This is a genomic window from Pseudomonas sp. BF-B-15, assembly GCF_019946675.1.
Lineage (GTDB): Bacteria > Pseudomonadota > Gammaproteobacteria > Pseudomonadales > Pseudomonadaceae > Aquipseudomonas > Aquipseudomonas migulae.
The window spans coordinates 21658-43377 of sequence record NZ_JAGYFZ010000036.1 but is presented as its reverse complement, the minus strand read 5'-3'; the positions used below and the strand labels follow the sequence as shown (position 1 = coordinate 43377).

The following is a 21720-nucleotide window of genomic DNA, read 5'->3' as shown; positions in this document are numbered from 1 at the left end:
TTGATCGATAAAACTGGCGATCCCTGTTCACTTCTAGAAGAACGCCAAAGTCAGGTTGACGCTGAATCCGTTGCCTTCAGGCCGGTTCTTGGTGTCGAACTCCGGGATCCAGCGAGCGTTGACGCTGGCCTGGGCGTCGGCGAATTTGCCGGCCCAGCCCACCGTCGGTCCGGCGCCCACCGAGCGTCCGCGAAAGCCGCTGTTGGCGCCTGACCCGGAGTCGTCGGTGAGCTGCTGGATGTAGCCCGCGGCCATGCCGGCGTTCCAGCCATTGCCGAAGCCGTGGGTCCATAGCGCATCGAGGGTGAAGAGGTTGCCGTTCTTGTAGTCCGTGGCGTCGTTTTCGGTGTAGAACTCAAGCCCGCCAGACAAGGTGAACTCGCCGCCTTTGCCGTCGAGGTGAGTGAAGGCCACGGTGGGCATGAAGGTGTAGGTGTTCTGCCCGGCGTTGGCCAGGCGATCATCGTTGTAAGCGCCGGTCGGCAGGTAGATCGGCAAGGACAACGAGAGGTGGTTGACCTCGTCGAAGTGGTAGCCGGCGGCGATGGGCGTCACCAGCAGGTCGGCGAACTGGGTGCCGGTATCTTCCGTTCCCAGCGTCCGGCCACGAGGCCCGGTGACGCTCGCGGTAATGTCGGTGTACTGCACCGGCACGCCAATCGCCGACGCGTAGTTCCAGCGACCCTTGCCGGTGTCCCAGACATGGGTGAAGTTGGCCATGGTGTAAGACACTTTCAGGTCCAGGCCGGCACTCAAGGCGCCAACGATAGGCACTTGCACGTTGCCCTTGAGCTCGCCGTCGTACCAGAAACTGCTCAACGACATCACCCAGCCGGGTTCCGGTGGCACGATCCCGGCATTGGAAAATACCTGCAAGCCGGTCATCGGCCGGCCGCCACCGCCTTCTGCCGCCAGTACCAACGGGCTGCTGCCGACCACGCAGAGGGCCAACAAAGGACGTACCACAAAAGACCTGACCATGGCTGGCTCCGCTTATTGATTTTGTGGGGTGACTGGCGTCAACGAGGGCATTTTCCACTCGCCGCTGGAGACTTCCGGTCTTGGCAGGTACAGGCGCAGGACACCGTAGAAAGGCCCGTTCGGCGCTGGCAGCCAATTACTTTGCAGGTCTTTGGGCGGGGCTTTGTGCTGCACATAGAGGGTCAGGCCGCCGTCGGCATCCAGCTTGAGATCCGGCAGCATTCGCGAGTTGATCAGGTAACGATTCAACGGGTTGGCGACCAGCAATTTGTTCTTGCCGTCGTACATCGTCAGCGACCAGAACGCCTCGGCCGGGGGCAGGGCGCCTTTGTCGAAATGCAGCGTGTAATCGTGTTTCGAGGCGTCGACCGGCTGGCCGTCCTTATCGACGAAATAGCCGATGTAATTCGCCTCCTCGGCAGAGTTGCCGAAGATCCCCATGTTGGCGCCGGCGTAGCGGTACAGGTAGTTACCGTTGAGGTGGTCACGGGTGCCGAACAAATCGCCGCTGCTGACCTGATGGCTGTCGACCTTGTCCTTTTTAAACTGTGCGAATTCGGCCTTGGCGTCGGCGATGCCGTCTTCCAGGGCTTTGCGCTGACTGGCAGGCAGCTCGTTGGGTTTGAACGGCTTGCCGGCTCCGATGCCGATTTTGGCGAAGCGCGCCAGCAAGTCTTTTTCCGCGTCCTGGGGCGGGGCAAACGACAGCATGAAATTCAGGTAGCCAAACAGTTCCGGGGTTTCGCTCATGGTCGGCGTGGGCTTGGGCCAGTCGACCTTCGGCGCGGCAGGCGGGGCCTTCTGTTTGACGTAGTGGCTCAGCGGCTCGATCTTGTAGCCCTTCTGGATGTTCTTGACCTTGCCCAGGTCTTTTTCGTCGAACAACTGCGTGCGATACAGCGCGTAGGCGATGTTGGTTTCACTGCGCAGCAGACGGTCGATTTCAACCGGTTGCTGACCTTGCCAGTTCGGCCCGGCGATCATGAAATGCCCGCCGGCGTTGCCCGTGCTGCGGGTGCCCAGATACGCAAAATTCTGCGTGTAGGCGTCGATCAGTTGCACCGAGTAGTAACGGTGTTCTTCGATGGGCGGCAGGGTCAGCACCACCGGCTCGGCACGCAGATCCATCCAGATAAACGAGTAGGGCGTGTCGGCGTTGGGCGTGACGAAGGCCGTGTCCTTGGCGGTGAAAGCCTGTGCGGTGTTGCCGATCTGATTGAGCGGTGCCTTGAAGTTCGGGCTCTTCTTGTCGACCGCCTGGGTGTAGAGGGTCTTGTACATTTCCACCACCGGGTAGCCGTACAAATAAGCTTCCTTGGCGATGGCCCGCGCTTCTTCCGGGCTGGCGGTGAATCCGGTCTTTTGGCTGACGCTGACGTCTTGAGCGCCAACGCCGCAACTGACAAACATGCTCATCAAGCTGTAACCGGCTGCGCGAATTGCACCGTGCATAAATAGGGTCCTTATTATTTGCCGAAGGTGACGTTGATCCCCGCGAACAGCGTGAACTGCGGCAAGCCATCGCCCTTGCGCTCGACGGTCCACTGCGGCTCGATGAAGGCGTTGAGAATATTGGACCCGGACTTCCAGACCTTGCCGGCACCCAGACCGAGGGGGATGTAATGGGTGTCGTTTTTCAGGTCGAAGGTCCAGATGGCAGTGGAGCGCAGGTACCAGCCTCTATCGAGGTTGTGAATGACAAACGGCTGCAGGGTTGCCGATTCGACATGCGGGCGGTCGCTGTCGCCGGCAAAAGAACTCTGGTATTGCACTAACGCACCGAGCAAGCCACGGGGCGATGAATCAATCGCAATGGCCGCCAGCCCCGCTTGCCACTTGCCGGTGCCGAGCTCGTCCCGATCGGCGTAGGGCGCGGTGATCATCGGGCCAATGCCCAACTGCACGCCTTCGGTCTTGAGCAGGAAGATATCAAACAGGTTCAGATCGCCTTCGCCGGTGCTGTAGCCACCGTGCGGATCGGGACGGGTGCTGATCGGTGCGGTGGCGCGCAGCAATTGCGGGACGCCGATGAAATCGTTGGGTGCAATCGGCAGCGTCCCGCGCACCAGCAAATCGTTGGTGTGGATATTCGAGTCGTAGTACTTCGGGGTGTAATAGTCCTGCAGGTTCATCCCCGGTGCGAGGTTCAACGGGTTGTTACTTTTGTTGGCCGTGTCAGCGTTGTCCGCCTGGGCACACACGGCGGACGTTATTGAAACCGCCAACAAAAGGGCGCTCGCTCCTGGAGTGTTCGACATGATTCCCCGGTTCCTTGGTGGCTCATTGGCCTACTCGGCACTTGGCGGCCGTTATGCGTAATCTCTTTCCTATCAAGCCTGTAGGACATGTCTGATGACGTTAGCAGTTGTCGGCGGGTAATCCAGTCGAAGGGCGCATTTGTCCGCCTGTGTAGTGGTTGTTGATGATGATCAAGCGCTTCAAACAAAACGTGGGATGGCATTCCGTATTCGAATAAAAAGCAGCCGGCATATTGCCGATCAGTCTTTGCGACCTGTGATTTGTGACAGTTTTCGGCGGCGTGTTTTTCGCTGATAGTTAAATGCCCAGTTTTCAATCACCGACGATTATCGAGAACACACCATGATGAACCAGCCCAATAAAAAATCAGCCCCCGATCGTTCCTGGGACGAGGCCACGATTCTTTTCAACGGCAAGCCGGTATTGCCGAACGAGACAATCGCCCTGCTTTATGGAGAGGACAATACTCTCGATATAGAAGCCACACCGGAAGTCGCCGAAGAGATTTATCTGGCGGTCGTGGATAATAATGAGGGCGTTAAACTCCTGGTGGAACCGGAATTGGAATCCTGGCACGAGCTGGTCGACAGAAAGTTAAGTTATAAAATCAGTCCGGAAGTTGGAAAGAGCGGTGCTCTTGTGCTCGTTCTAATGAGTCGGCAATTGAATATGCCATTGGAAATTTCATGTCAGGTCATGTCGCCCAAGCCAATTGAACAGTTAGTCATCCGGATTAATGGCTCAGAGCTCAAGTCTGGCGATATTGTTTATGCGGTGAGGGGTAGCAGTAATTTAATTGAGGTGGAACCTCTTCGCGGTAGCCCGTTAATAGGCCAGAACATTGAATTGTCTTCGGTTGCGGCGACACCGCCGAAACTGGTTCCAGTGTTCGAACCGCCAGAAGGATCTCAAACACTTAACCCCGTTGCTCGTTGGAGCCTGGATTGCGGTGACGATACAGATGGGGACTTGTCAATCAAATTGAGTCTGGAGAGTAACCCGCAAGAATTTATTCAGCTGCCAGTGGACGTGGGCTATCAAGACGGTGGTGTCATACTGACAACCATTATTCTGCAGACGGTTGGCAGTTCAAAAACACTGACGACTAGATCCATGAAAGGTGTTCAGTTGAAGAAGGGGGTTAAGGTTGAATGGCTTAGGGCAGACGGTAGTCGTCTGAAACTTGAATTCACCGGTGAAAATGCATCCAGCTCTATACAGTTTAAACAGGGGGAATTGGTCGGTGTGATTACAGCCCACACCTTTGTGCGCGGAAAACCTAGTTCTCCAAGAACCATTAATATCGTTTAACCCTGATAAGTATCAGGTTAAACGGGTGAACGTCGAGCTCCCGATCACGTCCGTTCAATGGCACAGGACCTGGACGTGATCGTGGCGCTATGGTGGGGGCTTAGCGCTTGTTCATCTGCTCTCGTTGCCGCTCCTCCTGCTCCCGCAGTTCCGGCGTGAACTCGGCCCCAAAATCCTCCGCCTCGAACACCTGGCGGATCTCGATCTCAGCTTCGGTACCCGGCATCGGGTTAGGGCAGCGCTTGACCCATTCGATCGCTTCCTCTTTCGACTTCACTTGCCACAGCCAGTAGCCGGCGATCAATTCCTTGGTCTCGATAAACGGGCCGTCGATCACCGTGCGCTTGTCGCCGGAAAAACGCACGCGCGCGCCTTTACTGCTCGGGTGCAGGCCTTCGCCGGCCAGCATGATCCCGGCCTTGATCAGCTCCTCGTTGTAATTGCCCATCGCGGTCAACAGTTCTTCGCTGGGCATGACGCCGGCCTCGGAGTCGGGGCTGGCTTTGACAATGATCATGAATCGCATGGGGTTGTCTCCAATGGATGTGAGTGATTCACAGCATGGTCGATTGGCCGACGTTTAAATCGACAGCACTTCCCAAAGTATCGCGCGTCATCGGAGCAACATGGCTCAAGCCCTTATTCCAAGACAACGGTATTTCTCGAACATTTATTGTGAATGGATCTTATCAACTGTCATTTCTGACAGTGCCCCCCGCTGCTTTATTTCTCGATAGTCGAGTGGCCAGTTTTTTGTCCACTCCCAACTATCGGAAACGTGTCATGACCTCGAATCTTAAAATCGGAGCTACCGAAACTTCTCCCGTTTATTTTTGTTACGGGGCTTCAGGCGAGCGCGGGCATACGCTCACCGCAGTCGGCGAAGCCAGCAGCCCGTGGGTCGGACACGGCGTCAGCGTAAATCCCGCGGCCGGGCAAACCCTTCCGTTCCAGACCGTCCCCGCGTCTGGCGATTACCAGAAGTTTTCGGAGCAGGGATGTGAGTGGAAGGTCAATTGTCCGAACGACGGCGAAGAGCTCGCCTTCGATTGCCGGATACATACTGAGTTCACCGCCGAGCCCTTCAGTATTCCGGTGAAGTTGGGGCATTACCTGCGTGAATTCCTGGGCAAACGTAATCCGATCGGTGCGCCACTGATAAATGAAGAAGTCACCGCCGAGGTCCAGGTAGTGTCTGCCTACACCCAAAAATTGCTGAAAGATGTCGATGTTGAGTGGTCCGTCGGTGGGCAACCCGCAGGCACCAAAAAAACCAACGACTTAGGCTGGAGCACGTTCAGTCACACCTTCACAGCGGACGGCGAACAGTCGATTACAGCCAAGGTGTTCAACCCCTATGACGACACCACGATCGAACACGGTTTTGCAATCAGGGTGTACGCCGATAGTCCCTGGAAACAAGCGGACCTTAAAGTCAACGGTCTACCCGTGGCGTGGCGTTCACCCGTGGTATTGCGCCGTGGGCACGCGAACGAAGTAACCGTGAAAGTCGAGCCGGCAATCGCAAAAACACTCAGGCTGGTGTTGATTAATGACGAAGGGCTGGAAATTGTTGCCGTGCCTGCGGGCACTGTATGGCAGCAACTGGATCCAGTGTCCAGATTGTTCAAATGGACCGTCACCTCGAACGAGCAGAAGAGTGGTCGAGTCAGGTTAGTCATCTATAGCCAGGAAGTGGCTCAGCCTTGGGAGCACGACGGACGGGTGCTTGCAGGCGATCTCGCTGATGAAGTGGAGGTCCGGATTGACGGCAAACCTGTCACGTTGGACAGCAACTTTTTCTTCCGCGGTCAGCCTGGTGTTATTACGTTGGTGCCCAAGGAGGGCAGTTCGGTAATAGAGGGCGTTGGGGTGACGCAGATCTGCGTGATCACCAGCGGTCTTGATGACGCAGATTTGGTGTCCAGCCCTGTATTTGGCGTTCCAACTCCAGATCATCGCTGGAGCGTAACCGGATACAGCAAGAGTGGTACTTTCCGGATATTATTTGCATGCCAAGGCATCCCTGAGCCGATTACGCTAGAACACAATGTATTGTTATCGAACGATCTGGCTGATGAGGTGACTATTGAATATCGCTCGTTTCCCATCAAACAGGGTCAGGTTTTTTTTAAATATACACCAAACACATTGAGGGCGGTCACCAAGCCTGACAGCCCACTACCATCGGACTATCCCATCAGTTTGTCTTGTGATTCGCCAACGATTGTTAATTGCAAACAATTTGGTCCGCATGGCTGGTTGCTAACGGGCGCGGGCACAAAAAAAAGCGGTGCGTTCGGGATGAGCTTCTCGGGTAAGGGAATGGCGGAGCCAATGAGCCTGCCTGAAAACTTCCTATTGTCTGACAAGATGGTCGAAGAAGTTGACGTTCTGATTGACGGTAATCCTGTAAGTGATCCACGAACCATTTTTGTCCACAACCGCCCCCGTATCGTGACGGCGACTCCCAAAAATGATACGCCCTTACTTGGTCGAAAAGTGACGCTCAAGAGACTGCGTTTTGATGGCGTTGGCGTAGGAGATTTAATAAGTGAGCCTGGATTTAACCTCGCGCAAACGCAGCCAGTATGGAAGGTGACTGGTAATACCGGCAGCGGGGGGTTCGCGTTGGTCTTGGAATTCGCTGGAGTTTCAATGCAGGTTGTTGTTCAGTGTGTTCTTGAATCAGGTTAACTAAAAGATGACGTTGTTTGTGTCGGAGGTGCTGCTTTTAGTGGAAAAACTTGAACTTAAGCACGCTTTGTAACCTCTCGCGATCAGCAGTCCTTCGTTGGGCATGAGGCCCGCCTCGGAATCGGGGCTGGTTTTGACAATCATCACGAATCGCATGGGGTTGTCTCCAATGGATGTGAGTGACTCACAGCATGGTCGATTGGCCGACGTTTAAATCGACAGCGCTTCCCAAAGATATTGCCTGTCATCGGAACAACGTGGTTCAAGCCGCTTATTCCAAGACAACTGTCTTTCTCGGGCATTTATTGTAAATGGATCTTATAAACTGTCATTTCTGACAGTGCCCACTGCTGCTTTTTTTCTCGATAGTCGAGTGGCCAGTTTTTTGTCCACTTCCAACTATCGGATACGCGTCATGACCTCGAACCTTAAAATCAAAACGATAGATCCTGCTGTGTATCTCTGCTATGGCGCCAAGGATGCTCGCAGCCATAGGTTGACATTTGTAGGGCAGGCAGACAGCCCATGGGTTGGGCAAAGCGTCAGTTTAAATGCGCTCGGAACATTCCCTGTATCGACTGCCCCCGCGATAGGTCTATACCAACCATTTCCACTGGATGGAGGAGAGTGGACGATCTCCTGCCCGGACGATGGAGAACCAGTCAGTTTCGTAGGTCAGTTACAAAGCGAGTTCACTGCAGCGCCTTATCCAATATCTTTCGAATTAGGGCATTACCTGCGTGCATTTCTGGGCAAACGTAATCCGATCGGTGCGCCACTGATAAATGAAGAAGTCACCGCCGAGGTGCAGGTAGTGTCTGCCTATACCCAAAAATCTCTGAAAGACATCGATGTTCAGTGGTTTGTCGGTGGGGAACCCGCAAGCCCGAAAAAAACCAACGATCTGGGCTGGAGCACGTTCAGTCACACCTTCACAGCGGACGGCGAACAGTCGATTACGGCCAAGGTGTTCAACCCCTATGACGACACCTGGGTCGAACACAGTTTTCCAATCAAGGTGTACGCCGATAGTCCCTGGAAACAAGCGGACCTTAAAGTCAACGGTGTACCCGTGGCGTGGCGTTCACCCGTGGTATTGCGCCGTGGGCACGCGAACGAAGTAACCGTGAAAGTCGAGCCGGCAATCGCAAAAACACTCAGGCTGGTGTTGATTAATGACGAAGGGCTGGAAATTGTTGCCGTGCCTGCGGGCACTGTATGGCAGCAACTGGATCCAGTGTCCAGATTGTTCAAATGGACCGTCACCTCGAACGAGCAGAAGAGTGGTCGAGTCAGGTTAGTCATCTATAGCCAGGAAGTGGCCCAGCCCTGGGAGCACGACGGACGGGTGCTTGCAGGCGATTTCGCTGATGAGGTGGAAGTTCGGATTGACGGCAAACCTGTCACGTCGGACGTCAACTTTTTTGTCCGCGACCAAGCCGGCGTCCTTACCTTGGAACCCAAAGAGGGCAGCTCGATAGCAGGCCTTAATGTCACGCTGACATGCGTGATTCTAGACGGCATCGGTGAAGACGACCTGGTCAGTAGCCCTGGGTTTGGTGAGGAGAATCGCGATCACCACCGTTGGGTCGTCACCGGGTCGAAAACCAGAGGCACATTCCAATTGATACTGACATGCGAGGGCGTCCCCGGGTCGATGACGCTGGCACTCAATGCATTGTTGTCGGATGACCTCACCGATGAAGCGATAGCCCAGATTGGGGGTGTCGATATTCCGGCAGAGGGGCTGGTTTTCTTCAGGGGCATAGCACAAACGCTGACGCTCGTGCCCAAACTGGATAGTCTATTTCGCCGCCTGCCTGTGATGCTGCAATGGGTCGCCGGGACGGCGCTGGAGGCCGAGGACTTCACTTGCGAACCAGATTTTGACGCAGAGAGCCTACATTACAGTTGGAGTATTACCGGTCCAGCGAACAAGAGCGGAAAATTTCAGTTGAAGTTGGTCTGTAAGAAGATGCTTAAGCCCATCCAGCTACCAACCTGCATATTGCTGTCGACCAGTCTTGCGGATGAGGCATACGTGAAGGTAGATGATGAGGTCGTACCAGAAAACGGTAACTACTTCTTACGTGATAAATCCCGAGCAGTCTCTTTGGTATTGAGAAATGGTAGCCCATTGGTCGGCTTTCCTGTTACGGCGAAGTGCGACCTCATCAGCGGTATCCAACCAGGAAATTTGCGAAGTGAACCAGACTTTGGCACCGGTCAATCCACTTATCTTTGGATGATCACTGGGACTAGAAATAGCGGAACTTTTCAACTCTCCTTTTCATCAGCGCTTACCACGAAACCGATAGAGGTGGTGGTCAGCAGGCTGATTTCACAAAGTATTGAAGACGAAGCTGAGCTGCATCTGGATGGAGATGGAAGTAATATTTTTTGGCGGGGTAAACCGCGCGCACTCACGTTGCATCCGAAAGCCGGCAGTCCTTTTGCTGGCGCCCCGGTGGCTTTGCGCTGGGTCTCAGGAGCTGGACTTGTAAATACAGATATTCGCTGGGATCAAACCGCTATGACCCATGCATGGAACATCACAGGTTCAGAGATAAAAAGCGGGAGTTTTATATTGGACTTGATAGTAGACGGGTCAAGAATTCCCTTAACACTTCCGACTTTTACTTTGTTGTCTGAGCGTTACGCGGACGAAGTAGAGATAAAGCTCGATGGTGTCGAAATTGCAGAGGCGGGGGGCATATTTCATCGCGGAATATTGCATAAACTATCATTGAATCCAAGGTTGAACAGTCCTATCAAGTATATGCCGGTGAGTTTGAAGTGGGGAGAGGGACCAGAATTGACTCAGCAGGATTTTATATGTTCTCCGTCGTTTGACGCTCCTGGCATGAATTTCATTTGGGATGTTAAGGGGAGTGAAACAAAATCCGGAAAATTCAGCTTGAAGTTCAAGTGGGTTCAGTTGCCCGAGGTAATGGAAGTCAGGGCGCTTGAGTTGAAGTAGATATTTTTGCGTGGTGCCTGGATTTTATTTGTGCTGGGAGTGCTTTTCATCATATAGGAAGTGGCTATGAAGAAGCTTGAAAAGGGTGAGCGAATGACGACCGATGATGAGTCGGTGGCGAAAGTGGACTACTACATTGCCAATGCAGAATTAATACCGGTTGAGGGAGGGCATTTCAGGGTTAAATTCAGGGTGCTGCATAAAGAGACGCACCAGCCAGGAACCCAATATAATTCAGTGTTTATTCTTTCTTTTGACGGTTGGGGATACTGTGTGGCGGGAGGTCCTCGTGATGATGGTTGGCATGATAGTGTTTATACCCCCGCCAAACCTGGCCCGACCTGGGTAAAGATCAGCACTTCGGGTGTTTGCCCGATCACGGATGAAGATCAGGTGCGGCTGGTTTATCCCCCAGCGCGATGATAACGATAATTGGAAACCTATTTAATGTTAATTATCAAGGGTGGTCAATATGGCGGGTAATTTGGTTGCACCGGTTGTTATTGTATTTCCTAAGGCGGGAGGTGTGTATGAAGCTGATCTGAGTATGTCGGGTAGTGCGGAACCAGGAGGGGAGATTTATACGAAAAAAGTCCCCGGTGATGGTGTTGTTGATTTGTCACAGGTTGATAGTCATGGGAAGTGGTCGTTATGGGTTCCCCCTGGAAAACATACGGTAGTGGTTGGTCAAAAGGTTAATGGTCAATTTCATGGGTATGGAGATGAGTTTAGTTTCACGGTGCTACCGGCCTTGCCTGATGTTCCAATAATTACAAGTCCGCATGCGAATGAAAGTGTGGGGGCGTACCCCACTTTTTATGCGAAGGTTCACTTCAGCAGTGGTACTACTGAAGTGGAGGTGGCAGTTGGCCTGGAAGGTGGTGATGTAAAGTTTGCAGTAGGGCTGACGCCGTGGGGAACGGATGGCGTCTGGGGGGGGCAGTTGAAAGAAAGTCTCGATCTTGGCTACTATTTTGTCAAAGCAAGACGAACAGCGGGAGGTATTAAGTCTAGATGGACAGAAGATGTTCCGTTTAAAGTTGGGATGCCTTAAAGCCTTAATGTTCTATTTTATTCGACGTATAAGTGGAGTTGCTTTACCTTCCCCCTTCAATACGGTGCCGCATCACTTGCAATATATTGATGATGACAGAGTATGCATCAAAGTCGGTAGCCAGTGCTCCACATGCGGCATTGTATGCTCAATGTCATCCTGGCTAACTGGGCAGTAGTGGTTCGTGACGTCGGCAATCGCCATTTCACCGATGAAATGCTCAAGGGACCGATGGCTGCCTTTCGTCATGAACACCAGGTCGAGGTTGGGGGGGGCGGTACGCTGTACACCTACCGGGAGGCTTAAGCAGAGAGATTAGCGGCGCACCGTTGGAATGGCTGATGGTCAATGGGTACATGATGTGATTTTTTAGGCGTGGCACCGCAATATGCTGCGTGACGGTACCGAATGGCGGTGACGAACGGCATGGTGTAGACAGTTGCTCTCATAGGGTATTGTGTCGCTTGTAAGAGTGGGGGGACACTTCACAATTTGTATCCACCCATAGGTCGTCAGACCATTTCATGGTTAACTTCTGCCTCGTCGAATTTTCCACATCAACGTTCAGAAGGACTCCGTTCATGGCTCAAGTCACTCTCAAAGGCAACCCGGTTCAAGTCAACGGCCAACTGCCACAAGCCGGTTCCAAGGCGCCAGCCTTTTCCCTGGTTGCCGGCAATCTGTCCGACGTGACCCTGGCGAGCTTCGCCGGCAAGCGCAAAGTGCTGAACATCTTCCCAAGCGTCGACACCCCGACCTGCGCCACGTCGGTGCGCAAGTTCAACGCCCAGGCCAACGATGTCGCCAACACCGTCGTGCTGTGCATCTCCGCTGACCTGCCGTTCGCCCAGGCCCGTTTCTGCGGCGCCGAAGGCCTGGAAAACGTGCAGAACCTGTCGACCCTGCGCGGTGCCGAGTTCATCGAGAACTACGGCGTTGCGATTGCCGATGGCCCACTCAAAGGCCTGACCGCCCGTGCCGTTGTGGTACTGGACGAAAACGACAACGTGCTGCACAGCGAGCTGGTCAAGGAAATCGCTGAAGAACCGAACTACGAAGCGGCACTCGCTGTTCTGAAATAAGCATACCTTTACAATTGTTAACGGCCTGGCCCTGTCCAGGCCGTTTTCATTTGTGCTTCAGTGTCTTAGATAAATCTCCTGTTACGTAAGCCGAAGGTAAATTGCCGGTAAAGGCGCTTTGCTAAATCCCCGCCAGTGCTTATCGTTCAGCCTCCCGTAGAAAAAGCCCACGCGCCCAATGGTTGATCATTCAATGCAATCCTCTGCTCCCCGTAGTCCTCGTCGCTGGCTGTTCGGCCTGCTTGTCCTGTTGGTCATCGCCGGCCTGTGCTGGAAGTTCTGGCCTGGCAGTGCTGCGCCCAAAGAAGGCAGCGGACAAAAAGCCGTGGCCGGGCACACTGGCCGCTCGGGTGGCATGCGTCCGGGTTTCGGTGGGGCGACCGGGCCGGTTCCGGTGCGTGTGGCGCCGGCGGTCAAGGGTGACTTCCCGCTGTATTACAAGGCGTTGGGCACCGTGACGGCGCTGAACACCATTAATGTGCGCAGTCGGGTGGGCGGCGAACTGATCAAGGTGTCGTTCGAAGAAGGGCAGATGGTCAAGGCCGGTGACTTGCTGGCGGAAATCGATCCGCGCCCTTACCAGAACGCCTTGCTGCAAGCCGAAGGCACCTTGTTGCAGAATCAGGCGCAACTGAAAAACGCGCAGGTCGATGTCGAGCGTTATCGCAACCTGTACCGCGAAGACAGCATCGCCAAGCAAACCCTGGACACCGCCGAAGCGCTGGTCGGCCAGTACCAAGGCACGGTCAAGACCAATCAGGCGGCGGTCAACGACGCCAAGCTCAATCTCGAATTCACCAAAATCCGTGCGCCGATCACCGGGCGTGTGGGCCTGCGTCAGCTCGACGTCGGCAACCTGGTGGCGGCCAACGACACCACGGCGCTGGCGATCATCACCCAGACCCAACCGATCAGCGTGGCGTTCACCTTGCCGGAAAACAGCCTCGACGTGGTGCTGGCCCGCTATCGCAGCGGCGCCAAGTTGCCCGCCGAAGCGTGGAACCGTGGCGATACCCAAATACAGGCCACCGGTGTATTGCAGAGCCTCGACAACCAGATCGACGTCACCACCGGCACTTTGAAATTCAAGGCGCGCTACGAAAACCGTGATCAGGCGCTGTTCCCCAATCAGTTCGTCAACGTCCACCTGCTGGCCGACACCCTCAAAGGCGTGGTACTCGCGCCGTCGGCAGCGATTCAATTCGGCACCAATGGCACCTTCGTCTATGCGATGGATGGCGACAAGAAAGTCACGATCCGCCAGTTGAAAGTCGGCGCCAGCGACGGTGACAACACCGTGATTACCGAAGGCCTGGTCGCCGGCGACCGTGTCGTCCTGGAAGGCACCGACCGCCTGAAGGAAGGCAGCGAAGTGGAAGTGGTCAACGACACCAAGGATGTGCCGACCACCCCGACCGGGCACCTGCAAGGTAAATCGGCGGCCGACGCGACTGAGCCGGCGACCACCGACAAGGCGAAAAAGGGCGGCGCATGAACATCTCGCGGCTGTTCATCCTTCGCCCGGTCGCCACGACCCTGAGCATGCTGGCCATTATTCTGGCCGGCGTGATCGCCTATCGGCTGTTGCCGGTATCGGCGTTACCGCAGGTCGATTACCCGACTATTCGCGTGATGACCCTCTATCCCGGCGCCAGCCCGGACGTCATGACCAGTGCCGTCACCGCGCCGCTCGAACGCCAGTTCGGGCAGATGCCGGGGCTCACCCAAATGGCTTCGACCAGCTCCGGCGGCGCTTCGGTATTGACCCTGCGGTTCAGCCTCGACATCAACATGGATGTCGCCGAGCAGCAGGTGCAAGCCGCGATCAACGCCGCGACCAATCTGCTGCCCAAGGACCTGCCGGCACCGCCGGTGTACAACAAGGTCAACCCGGCGGACACTCCGGTGCTGACCCTGGCGATCACCTCCAAAACCATGCTGTTGCCCAAGCTCAATGACCTGGTCGATACGCGCATGGCACAGAAAATCGCGCAGATCAGTGGCGTCGGCATGGTCAGCATTGCCGGCGGTCAGCGTCAGGCGGTACGGATCAAGGTCAACCCTGAAGCCCTGGCGGCCAACGGCCTGAACCTGTCGGACGTGCGCACCCTGATCGGTGCCTCCAACGTCAACCAGCCCAAGGGCAATTTCGACGGCCCGACCCGGGTCTCGATGCTCGATGCAAACGATCAACTGACCTCGCCCAAGGATTACGCCAACCTGATCCTGGCCTACACCAACGGCGCGCCGTTGCGGCTCAAGGACGTGGCGGAAATCGTCGATGGCGCAGAGAACGAACGCCTGGCGGCCTGGGCCAATGAAAATCAGGCGGTGTTGCTGAACATTCAGCGCCAGCCGGGGGCCAACGTCATCGAGGTGGTCGACCGGATCAAGGCCTTGCTGCCGAGCATCACCGACAACCTGCCGGCCGGTCTCGAGGTCACCGTACTGACCGACCGCACCCAGACCATCCGCGCATCGGTCACCGACGTGCAACACGAGCTGCTGATCGCCATCGCGCTGGTGGTGATGGTGACGTTCCTGTTCCTGCGCCGGGCTAGCGCCACGATCATTCCATCGGTGGCCGTGCCGCTGTCGCTGATCGGCACCTTCGGCGTGATGTACCTCGCCGGTTTCTCGGTGAACAACCTGACCCTGATGGCGCTGACCATCGCCACCGGTTTTGTGGTGGACGATGCGATCGTCATGCTGGAGAACATTTCCCGGTTCATCGAAGAGGGCGACAGCCCGTTGAACGCGGCGCTCAAGGGTGCCAAGCAGATTGGCTTTACCCTGATTTCCCTGACGCTGTCGCTGATCGCGGTACTGATTCCGCTGCTGTTCATGGCCGACGTGGTAGGGCGCTTGTTCCGCGAATTTGCCATCACCCTGGCGGTGGCGATCCTGATTTCCTTGGTCGTGTCGTTGACCCTGACACCGATGATGTGCGCGCGGCTGCTCAAGCGTGAGCCCAAGGAAGAAGAGCAGGGCCGTTTCTACCGGGCCAGCGGCGAAGCAATTGATTGGATGATTGCGGCTTACGGGCGTAAGTTAAAGTGGGTTCTCAAGCATCAACCGCTGACGTTGCTGGTGGCCATCGGCACTTTGGCGCTGACCGTGTTCCTTTACATGGTGGTACCGAAGGGCTTCTTCCCGGTGCAGGACACCGGGGTGATTCAGGGGATTTCCGAGGCGCCGCAGTCGATTTCCTTTGCGGCGATGAGCGAGCGGCAGCAGGAACTGGCGAAAGTGATTCTGGCGGATCCTGCCGTAGAGAGCCTGTCGTCCTATATTGGCGTCGATGGCGATAACTCGACGCTGAACAGCGGTCGCCTGCTGATCAACCTCAAATCACACAGCAATCGCGACTTGAGCGCCACCGAGGTGATTGCCCGCCTGCAACCGGAACTCGACAAACTGGTCGGTATCCGTCTGTTCATGCAGCCGGTGCAAGACCTGACCATCGAGGACCGGGTCAGCCGCACGCAGTACCAGTTCAGCATGTCGTCGCCGGATTCCGAGCTGCTCAGCCTGTGGAGCAGTCGATTGGTTGAGGCTCTGGCCCAACGGCCGGAACTGACCGACGTCGCCAGCGACCTTCAGGACAAAGGCTTGCAGGTTTACCTGGTGATCGACCGTGATGCCGCCTCGCGGGTCGGCGTATCGGTGTCGAACATCACCGACGCGCTGTACGACGCCTTCGGCCAACGGCAGATTTCGACCATTTACACCCAGGCCAGCCAGTATCGCGTGGTCCTGCAGTCGCAGTCCGGCGAGAAAATCGGCCCGGATGCGCTGAACCAGATTCACGTCAAGACCACCGATGGCGGGCAAGTGCGCCTGTCCAGCCTGGCGCACATCGAAGAGCGTCAGGCGCAACTGGCGATCACCCACATCGGCCAGTTCCCGGCGGTGATGATGTCCTTCAACCTCGCACCCGGCGTGGCGCTGGGGCATGCGGTGCAAATCATCGAGCAAGTGCAAAAGGACATCGGCATGCCGATTGGCGTGCAGACCCAGTTCCAGGGCGCAGCCGAGGCGTTCCAGGCTTCGCTGTCGAGCACCTTGCTGCTGATTCTGGCGGCGGTGGTGACCATGTACATCGTGCTCGGCGTGCTCTACGAGAGCTACATCCACCCGATCACCATCCTCTCGACCTTGCCCTCGGCGGCGGTCGGCGCCTTGCTGGCGTTGCTGTTAAGTGGCAATGACCTGGGGATGATCGCGATCATCGGCATCATCCTGCTGATCGGTATCGTGAAGAAGAACGCGATCATGATGATCGACTTCGCCCTAGACGCCGAGCGCAATCAGGGCATGGACCCGGAAACAGCGATCTATCAAGCCGCGTTGCTGCGGTTCCGGCCGATTCTGATGACCACGCTCGCGGCGTTGTTCGGCGCGGTGCCGTTGATGCTCGCCACCGGTTCCGGCGCTGAATTACGTCAGCCGTTGGGTCTGGTGATGGTCGGTGGTTTGTTGGTGAGTCAGGTGCTGACGCTGTTCACCACGCCTGTTATCTACCTGTACTTCGACCGCCTCGGTCGTCGTTGGGGCCGCAAGTCCGAGTCCGTGGAAGTGGTCGAGCAGCCATGAACCTCTCCGGACCTTTCATCAAGCGCCCGGTCGCCACCATGTTGCTGAGCCTCGCGATCATGCTGCTGGGCGGGGTGAGCTTCGGCCTGCTGCCGGTGTCGCCGCTGCCGCAAATGGACTTCCCGGTGATCGTGGTCCAGGCCAGTCTGCCCGGCGCGAGCCCGGAGGTAATGGCCTCGACCGTGGCCACGCCGCTCGAACGTTCCTTCGGCGCCATTGCCGGGGTCAACACCATGAGCAGCCGCTCCAGCCAGGGCTCGACCCGGGTCATTCTGCAATTCGACCTCGACCGCGACATCAACGGCGCGGCGCGGGAAGTGCAAGCGGCGATCAACGCCTCGCGCAACCTGCTGCCGAGCGGGATGCGCAGCATGCCGACCTACAAGAAGGTCAACCCGTCCCAGGCACCGATCATGGTGTTGTCGCTGACCTCGGACGTTTTGGAAAAGGGTCAGCTTTACGATTTGGCCTCGACGATCCTGTCCCAGAGCCTGTCCCAGGTGCAAGGCGTGGGCGAAGTACAGATCGGCGGCAGCTCTTTGCCGGCGGTGCGTATCGAACTCGAACCGCAGGCGCTCAACCAATACGGCGTGGCGCTGGACGATGTGCGCAACACCATCGCCAACGCCAACGTGCGCCGGCCCAAGGGCTCGGTCGAGGACGGCCAGCGCTTGTGGCAGGTTCAGGCCAACGATCAACTGGAAAAGGCCAAGGACTACGAGTCGCTGATCATCCACTACAACGGCGGTGCAGCATTGCGCCTGAAGGATGTGGCCAAGGTCAGCGACGGCGTCGAGGACCGCTACAACAGCGGTTTCTTCAACGACGACGCGGCGGTGCTGCTGGTGATCAACCGTCAGGCCGGCGCCAACATCATCGAGACCGTCAACGAGATCAAGGCCCAGCTCCCGGCACTGCAAGCGGTGCTGCCGGCCAGCGTCAAACTGAACCTGGCCATGGACCGCTCGCCGGTGATCAAGGCGACCCTGCATGAAGCGGAAATGACCCTGCTGATTGCCGTGGCGCTGGTGATTCTGGTGGTGTTCCTGTTCCTCGGTAACTTCCGCGCCTCGCTGATTCCGACCCTCGCGGTGCCGGTGTCGCTGGTCGGCACCTTCGCGGTGATGTACCTCTACGGGTTCTCGCTGAACAACCTGTCGCTGATGGCATTGATTTTGGCCACCGGGCTGGTGGTGGACGACGCCATCGTGGTGCTGGAGAACATTTCCCGGCACATCGACGAAGGCGTGCCGCCGATGAAGGCCGCTTACCTCGGGGCACAGGAAGTCGGCTTTACGCTGCTGTCGATGAACGTGTCGCTGGTGGCGGTGTTCCTCTCGATCCTGTTTATGGGCGGGATCATCGAAAGCCTGTTCCGTGAGTTTTCCATCACGCTGGCGGCGTCCATTGTGGTGTCGCTGGTGGTCTCGTTGACGCTGACACCGATGCTGTGTGCCCGTTGGCTCAAGCCACATACGCCGGGTCAGGAAAACCGTTTGCAGCGCTGGAGTCAGCGCGCCAATGAGTGGATGGTCGGCAAATACGCCACCAGCCTTGACTGGGTGCTGCGTCACCGTCGTCTGACGTTGCTCAGTTTGATCGTGACAGTTGGCGTGAACATCGCGCTGTATGTGGTTGTTCCTAAAACATTTCTACCTCAACAAGACACCGGCCAACTGATCGGTTTCGTACGCGGCGACGATGGTCTGTCGTTCAGCGTTATGCAGCCAAAAATGGAAATCTTCCGCCGTGCGGTGTTGAAAGATGAGGCCGTGGAAAGCGTCGCCGGCTTCATCGGCGGCACCAACGGCACCAACAACGCCTTCATGCTGGTGCGTCTGAAACCGATCAAGGAACGGGGCGTGTCCGCGCAAAAAGTCATTGAGCGCCTGCGCAAGGAAATGCCCAAGGTTCCCGGTGCTCAGTTAATGCTGATGGCGGATCAGGACCTGCAGTTTGGCGGTGGTCGTGAACAGACCAGTTCGCAGTATTCCTACATCCTGCAAAGCGCCGACCTTGGCGAATTGCGCCAGTGGTACCCGAAAGTCGTCACCGCGCTCAAGGCGTTGCCGGAGCTGACCGCGATTGACGCCCGTGAAGGGCGCGGCGCGCAGCAAGTGACCTTGATTGTCGATCGCGATCAGGCCAAACGCCTGGGCGTCGATATGGACATGGTCACCGCCGTGCTGAACAACGCCTACAGCCAGCGGCAGATTTCGACGATCTACGACAGCCTCAACCAGTATCAGGTGGTGATGGAGGTCAATCCGAAGTACGCCCAGGACCCGATTACCCTCAAGCAGGTCCAGGTGATCACCGCCGACGGCGCGCGGATTCCGCTATCGACCATCGCCCATTACGAAAACAGCCTGGAAGATGACCGCGTCAGCCACGAAGGCCAGTTCGCCTCCGAAAGCATTTCCTTCGACATGGCCGAAGGCGTGACCGTGGAGCAGGGCAGTGCGGCCATCGAACGGGCGATTGCCAAGCTCGGCATGCCGGAAGACGTCATCGTGAAAATGGCCGGTACAGCCGATGCCTTTGCCGCCACGCAAAAGAGCCAGCCGTGGATGATTCTTGGCGCGCTGGTGGCGGTGTATCTGGTGCTGGGCGTGCTGTATGAAAGCTACATTCATCCGCTGACCATTCTTTCGACCTTGCCGTCGGCCGGGGTCGGCGCGTTGCTGTCGATCTATGCATTGGGCGGCGAGTTCAGCCTGATCTCGTTGCTCGGGCTGTTTTTGCTGATCGGGGTGGTGAAGAAGAACGCCATTCTGATGATCGACCTCGCGCTGCAACTGGAGCGGCAAAAGGGCCTGGAACCGCTGGAGTCGATTCGCAGCGCGTGCCTGCAACGTCTGCGTCCGATCCTGATGACCACGCTGGCCGCGATCCTCGGGGCGTTGCCGCTGCTGCTGAGCCGTGCCGAAGGTGCGGAAATGCGCCAGCCGCTGGGCCTGACCATCATCGGCGGGCTGATCTTCAGTCAGGTGCTGACCCTTTACACCACCCCGGTGGTTTACCTCTATCTCGACAAACTGCGCCATCGTTTCAATAAATGGCGTGGGGTGCGTACTGATGCTGCTCTGGAAACTCCGCTATGACTGACCGTTCGCTTATCAACCTGTCTGCACCGCTGATCACGGCCAGAGGCTCGCGTTTGTTGAGCCTGTCGCTGTGCGTGGCGCTGCTCAGTGCCTGCGCCATCGGCCCGGATTACCAGCGCCCGACGGCCGCCGCGCCGGTGCAGTACAAGGAGGCGGCCGGTTGGCGTCAGGCCAACCCGAGCGATTCCCTGGCCCGCGGTGCCTGGTGGGAGCTGTATGGCGATCAACAGCTCAACGGCCTGATCGACAAACTCAACAGCGCCAACCAGACCGTCGCTCAGTCCGAAGCCCAGTACCGTCAGGCCCAGGCGCTGGTGCGCAGTGCCCGCGGCGCTTTCTTCCCGACGGTGGACCTGACCGTCGGGAAAAACCGTTCCAGCCAGGGCACCGGCAGCAGCAGTTCGAGCCTGAGCAGTTCCTCCAGCGGTATTCGCAACACCTACACGGCCCAGGCCGGGGTCAGTTGGGAAGCCGACGTCTGGGGCAAACTGCGCCGGGGCCTTGAGGCCGATACTGCCAACGCCGAGGCGAGTTTTGCCGATCTGGCAGCGATGCGTTTGAGCCAGCAGTCGGAGCTGGTGCAGAACTACCTGCAATTGCGCGTGATCGATGAGCAAAGGCGCCTGCTGCAAGCGACGGTCGAGGCCTATCAGCGCTCGCTGAAAATGACCGAAAACCAGTACCGCGCCGGTGTTTCCGGCAAGGACGCGGTGGCACAGGCCACCACTCAGCTCAAGAGCACCGAGGCCGAGTTGGTCGATCTGATCTGGCAGCGCGCCCAGTTCGAGAACGCTATCGCCGTACTGATCGGGCTGCCGCCCGCTGAGTTCAGCCTCGCAGAAACCACGGACATCCCGTTGCTGCCCGACGTGCCGCTGAACCTGCCTTCGCAATTGCTCGAACGTCGCCCGGACATCGCCTCCGCCGAGCGCTCGGTGATGGCGGCCAACGCCAACATCGGCGTGGCCAAGGCCGCTTATTACCCGGACCTGACGTTGAGTTTGAACGGTGGTTACAGCAGCAGCACCTCTTCGAACTGGATCAGTGTGCCGAACCGCTTCTGGTCGGTCGGCCCGCAACTGGCGATGACCTTGTTCGACGGCGGCCAGCGTTCAGCGGAAGTCGACCGCAGCGAAGCGGCCTATGACGAAACCGTGGCCAAGTACCGCCAGACCGTGCTCGACGGTTTCCGCGAGGTGGAAAATTACCTGGTTCAGCTCAAGGTCCTGGAAGACGAATCCGCCGTGCGTCAACAGGCACTGGACGCGGCGCGTGAATCCCTGCGCCTGACCCAGAACCAGTACAAGGCCGGCTTGATTGCTTATCTGGATGTGGTCGTGGTGCAGGCCACGGCGCTGAACAATGAACGCAATATGCTGGATTTGTTGCAGAGCCGGCTGATCGCCAGCGTGCAATTGATTGCGGCGCTGGGCGGCGGATGGGACGGCCAGCTCGAACTCAACAACTGACCCCCGTATTCCCGCTTTCCCCCGTATCCCTGTAGGAGCTGTCGAGTGAAACGAGGCGGCGATTTTTGATCTTGCTCCAGATCTTCATTGCCTGAAAGAATCGCCGCCTCGTTTCACTCGACAGCTCCTACAGGAGAGCGGGGGAGTTGGGGCTCGGGCGTAACGTTTCAGAGGTATTGCGGGC

General features: G+C 57.1%; 15 protein-coding genes. 11 read left to right on the top strand and 4 right to left on the bottom strand.

From position 1 onward, the window contains the following. Nucleotides 1-33: 33 nt before the first annotated feature. Genes KGA97_RS13975 through KGA97_RS13965 form a run of 3 tightly spaced genes read right to left on the bottom strand, consistent with a single transcriptional unit; the run spans nt 34 to nt 3239 of the window. Nucleotides 34-981, bottom strand: coding sequence for a transporter (locus tag KGA97_RS13975; RefSeq protein WP_223434564.1), 948 nt, complete (start codon nt 979-981; stop codon nt 34-36). Nucleotides 982-993: 12 nt separating this feature from the next. After that, entirely contained in the window at nt 994-2433 is a 1440-nt protein-coding gene (locus tag KGA97_RS13970; protein ID WP_411738562.1) for a DUF1254 domain-containing protein, read from the bottom strand. Between the two features lie 14 nt (nt 2434-2447). Then, complete coding sequence (locus KGA97_RS13965; RefSeq protein ID WP_008036310.1) at nt 2448-3239, bottom strand: hypothetical protein; 792 nt, start codon at nt 3237-3239, stop codon at nt 2448-2450. Between the two features lie 343 nt (nt 3240-3582). On the opposite strand from KGA97_RS13965, the gene KGA97_RS13960 reads away from it, so the two are divergent. Beyond that, on the top strand, nt 3583-4551 hold the full coding sequence (locus tag KGA97_RS13960; protein ID WP_223480945.1) for a hypothetical protein: 969 nt from the start codon (nt 3583-3585) through the stop codon (nt 4549-4551). A 100-nt stretch (nt 4552-4651) separates the two neighbouring features. Here KGA97_RS13960 and KGA97_RS13955 read toward each other — a convergent pair whose 3' ends face one another. Further along, nucleotides 4652-5077 carry a YciI family protein gene (locus KGA97_RS13955; protein ID WP_223480944.1) on the bottom strand — a complete coding sequence of 142 codons (426 nt, stop codon included), beginning with the start codon at nt 5075-5077 and terminating at the stop codon, nt 4652-4654. A 35-nt stretch (nt 5078-5112) separates the two neighbouring features. On the opposite strand from KGA97_RS13955, the gene KGA97_RS13950 reads away from it, so the two are divergent. From KGA97_RS13950 to KGA97_RS13905, 10 genes are all read left to right on the top strand, one after another. Then, the gene (locus KGA97_RS13950; RefSeq protein ID WP_223480943.1) at nt 5113-7248 is read left to right on the top strand and encodes a hypothetical protein; all 2136 of its coding nucleotides are present in this window, start codon (nt 5113-5115) and stop codon (nt 7246-7248) included. 415 nt (nt 7249-7663) lie between these two features. Next, complete coding sequence (locus KGA97_RS13945; RefSeq protein WP_223480942.1) at nt 7664-10228, top strand: hypothetical protein; 2565 nt, start codon at nt 7664-7666, stop codon at nt 10226-10228. A 66-nt stretch (nt 10229-10294) separates the two neighbouring features. Further along, nucleotides 10295-10651, top strand: coding sequence for a hypothetical protein (locus tag KGA97_RS13940; protein ID WP_223480941.1), 357 nt, complete (start codon nt 10295-10297; stop codon nt 10649-10651). Nucleotides 10652-10700: 49 nt separating this feature from the next. Further along, nucleotides 10701-11282 carry a hypothetical protein gene (locus KGA97_RS13935; protein ID WP_223480940.1) on the top strand — a complete coding sequence of 194 codons (582 nt, stop codon included), beginning with the start codon at nt 10701-10703 and terminating at the stop codon, nt 11280-11282. 144 nt (nt 11283-11426) lie between these two features. Further along, nucleotides 11427-11588 carry a hypothetical protein gene (locus KGA97_RS13930; protein ID WP_223480939.1) on the top strand — a complete coding sequence of 54 codons (162 nt, stop codon included), beginning with the start codon at nt 11427-11429 and terminating at the stop codon, nt 11586-11588. 275 nt (nt 11589-11863) lie between these two features. Continuing rightward, entirely contained in the window at nt 11864-12364 is a 501-nt protein-coding gene (gene tpx, locus KGA97_RS13925) for a thiol peroxidase (RefSeq protein ID WP_008030203.1), read from the top strand. A gap of 178 nt (nt 12365-12542) precedes the next feature. Next, nucleotides 12543-13859 (top strand): MdtA/MuxA family multidrug efflux RND transporter periplasmic adaptor subunit, encoded by a 1317-nt coding sequence (locus KGA97_RS13920; protein ID WP_223480938.1) that lies wholly within the window; start codon nt 12543-12545, stop codon nt 13857-13859. Continuing rightward, the gene (locus tag KGA97_RS13915; protein ID WP_008030209.1) at nt 13856-16960 is read left to right on the top strand and encodes an MdtB/MuxB family multidrug efflux RND transporter permease subunit; all 3105 of its coding nucleotides are present in this window, start codon (nt 13856-13858) and stop codon (nt 16958-16960) included. Before KGA97_RS13920 ends, KGA97_RS13915 begins: the two co-directional genes overlap by 4 nt. After that, nucleotides 16957-20064: an efflux RND transporter permease subunit gene (locus tag KGA97_RS13910; protein ID WP_192227267.1), complete on the top strand. Its 3108-nt coding sequence runs from the start codon at nt 16957-16959 to the stop codon at nt 20062-20064. Before KGA97_RS13915 ends, KGA97_RS13910 begins: the two co-directional genes overlap by 4 nt. Beyond that, a complete protein-coding gene (locus KGA97_RS13905; RefSeq protein ID WP_008030212.1) occupies nt 20061-21536 on the top strand; it encodes an efflux transporter outer membrane subunit in 1476 nt (491 codons plus the stop codon). Before KGA97_RS13910 ends, KGA97_RS13905 begins: the two co-directional genes overlap by 4 nt. Nucleotides 21537-21720: the final 184 nt, after the last annotated feature.

Coding starts and splice junctions, on each gene's coding strand:
- KGA97_RS13975 (WP_223434564.1), bottom strand. CDS start 981: ATGGTCAGGTCTTTTGTGGTACGTCCTTTGTTGGCCCTCTGCGTGGTC.
- KGA97_RS13970 (WP_411738562.1), bottom strand. CDS start 2,433: ATGCACGGTGCAATTCGCGCAGCCGGTTACAGCTTGATGAGCATGTTT.
- KGA97_RS13965 (WP_008036310.1), bottom strand. CDS start 3,239: ATGTCGAACACTCCAGGAGCGAGCGCCCTTTTGTTGGCGGTTTCAATA.
- KGA97_RS13960 (WP_223480945.1), top strand. CDS start 3,583: ATGATGAACCAGCCCAATAAAAAATCAGCCCCCGATCGTTCCTGGGAC.
- KGA97_RS13955 (WP_223480944.1), bottom strand. CDS start 5,077: ATGCGATTCATGATCATTGTCAAAGCCAGCCCCGACTCCGAGGCCGGC.
- KGA97_RS13950 (WP_223480943.1), top strand. CDS start 5,113: ATGGTCGATTGGCCGACGTTTAAATCGACAGCACTTCCCAAAGTATCG.
- KGA97_RS13945 (WP_223480942.1), top strand. CDS start 7,664: ATGACCTCGAACCTTAAAATCAAAACGATAGATCCTGCTGTGTATCTC.
- KGA97_RS13940 (WP_223480941.1), top strand. CDS start 10,295: ATGAAGAAGCTTGAAAAGGGTGAGCGAATGACGACCGATGATGAGTCG.
- KGA97_RS13935 (WP_223480940.1), top strand. CDS start 10,701: ATGGCGGGTAATTTGGTTGCACCGGTTGTTATTGTATTTCCTAAGGCG.
- KGA97_RS13930 (WP_223480939.1), top strand. CDS start 11,427: ATGCTCAATGTCATCCTGGCTAACTGGGCAGTAGTGGTTCGTGACGTC.
- tpx (WP_008030203.1), top strand. CDS start 11,864: ATGGCTCAAGTCACTCTCAAAGGCAACCCGGTTCAAGTCAACGGCCAA.
- KGA97_RS13920 (WP_223480938.1), top strand. CDS start 12,543: ATGGTTGATCATTCAATGCAATCCTCTGCTCCCCGTAGTCCTCGTCGC.
- KGA97_RS13915 (WP_008030209.1), top strand. CDS start 13,856: ATGAACATCTCGCGGCTGTTCATCCTTCGCCCGGTCGCCACGACCCTG.
- KGA97_RS13910 (WP_192227267.1), top strand. CDS start 16,957: ATGAACCTCTCCGGACCTTTCATCAAGCGCCCGGTCGCCACCATGTTG.
- KGA97_RS13905 (WP_008030212.1), top strand. CDS start 20,061: ATGACTGACCGTTCGCTTATCAACCTGTCTGCACCGCTGATCACGGCC.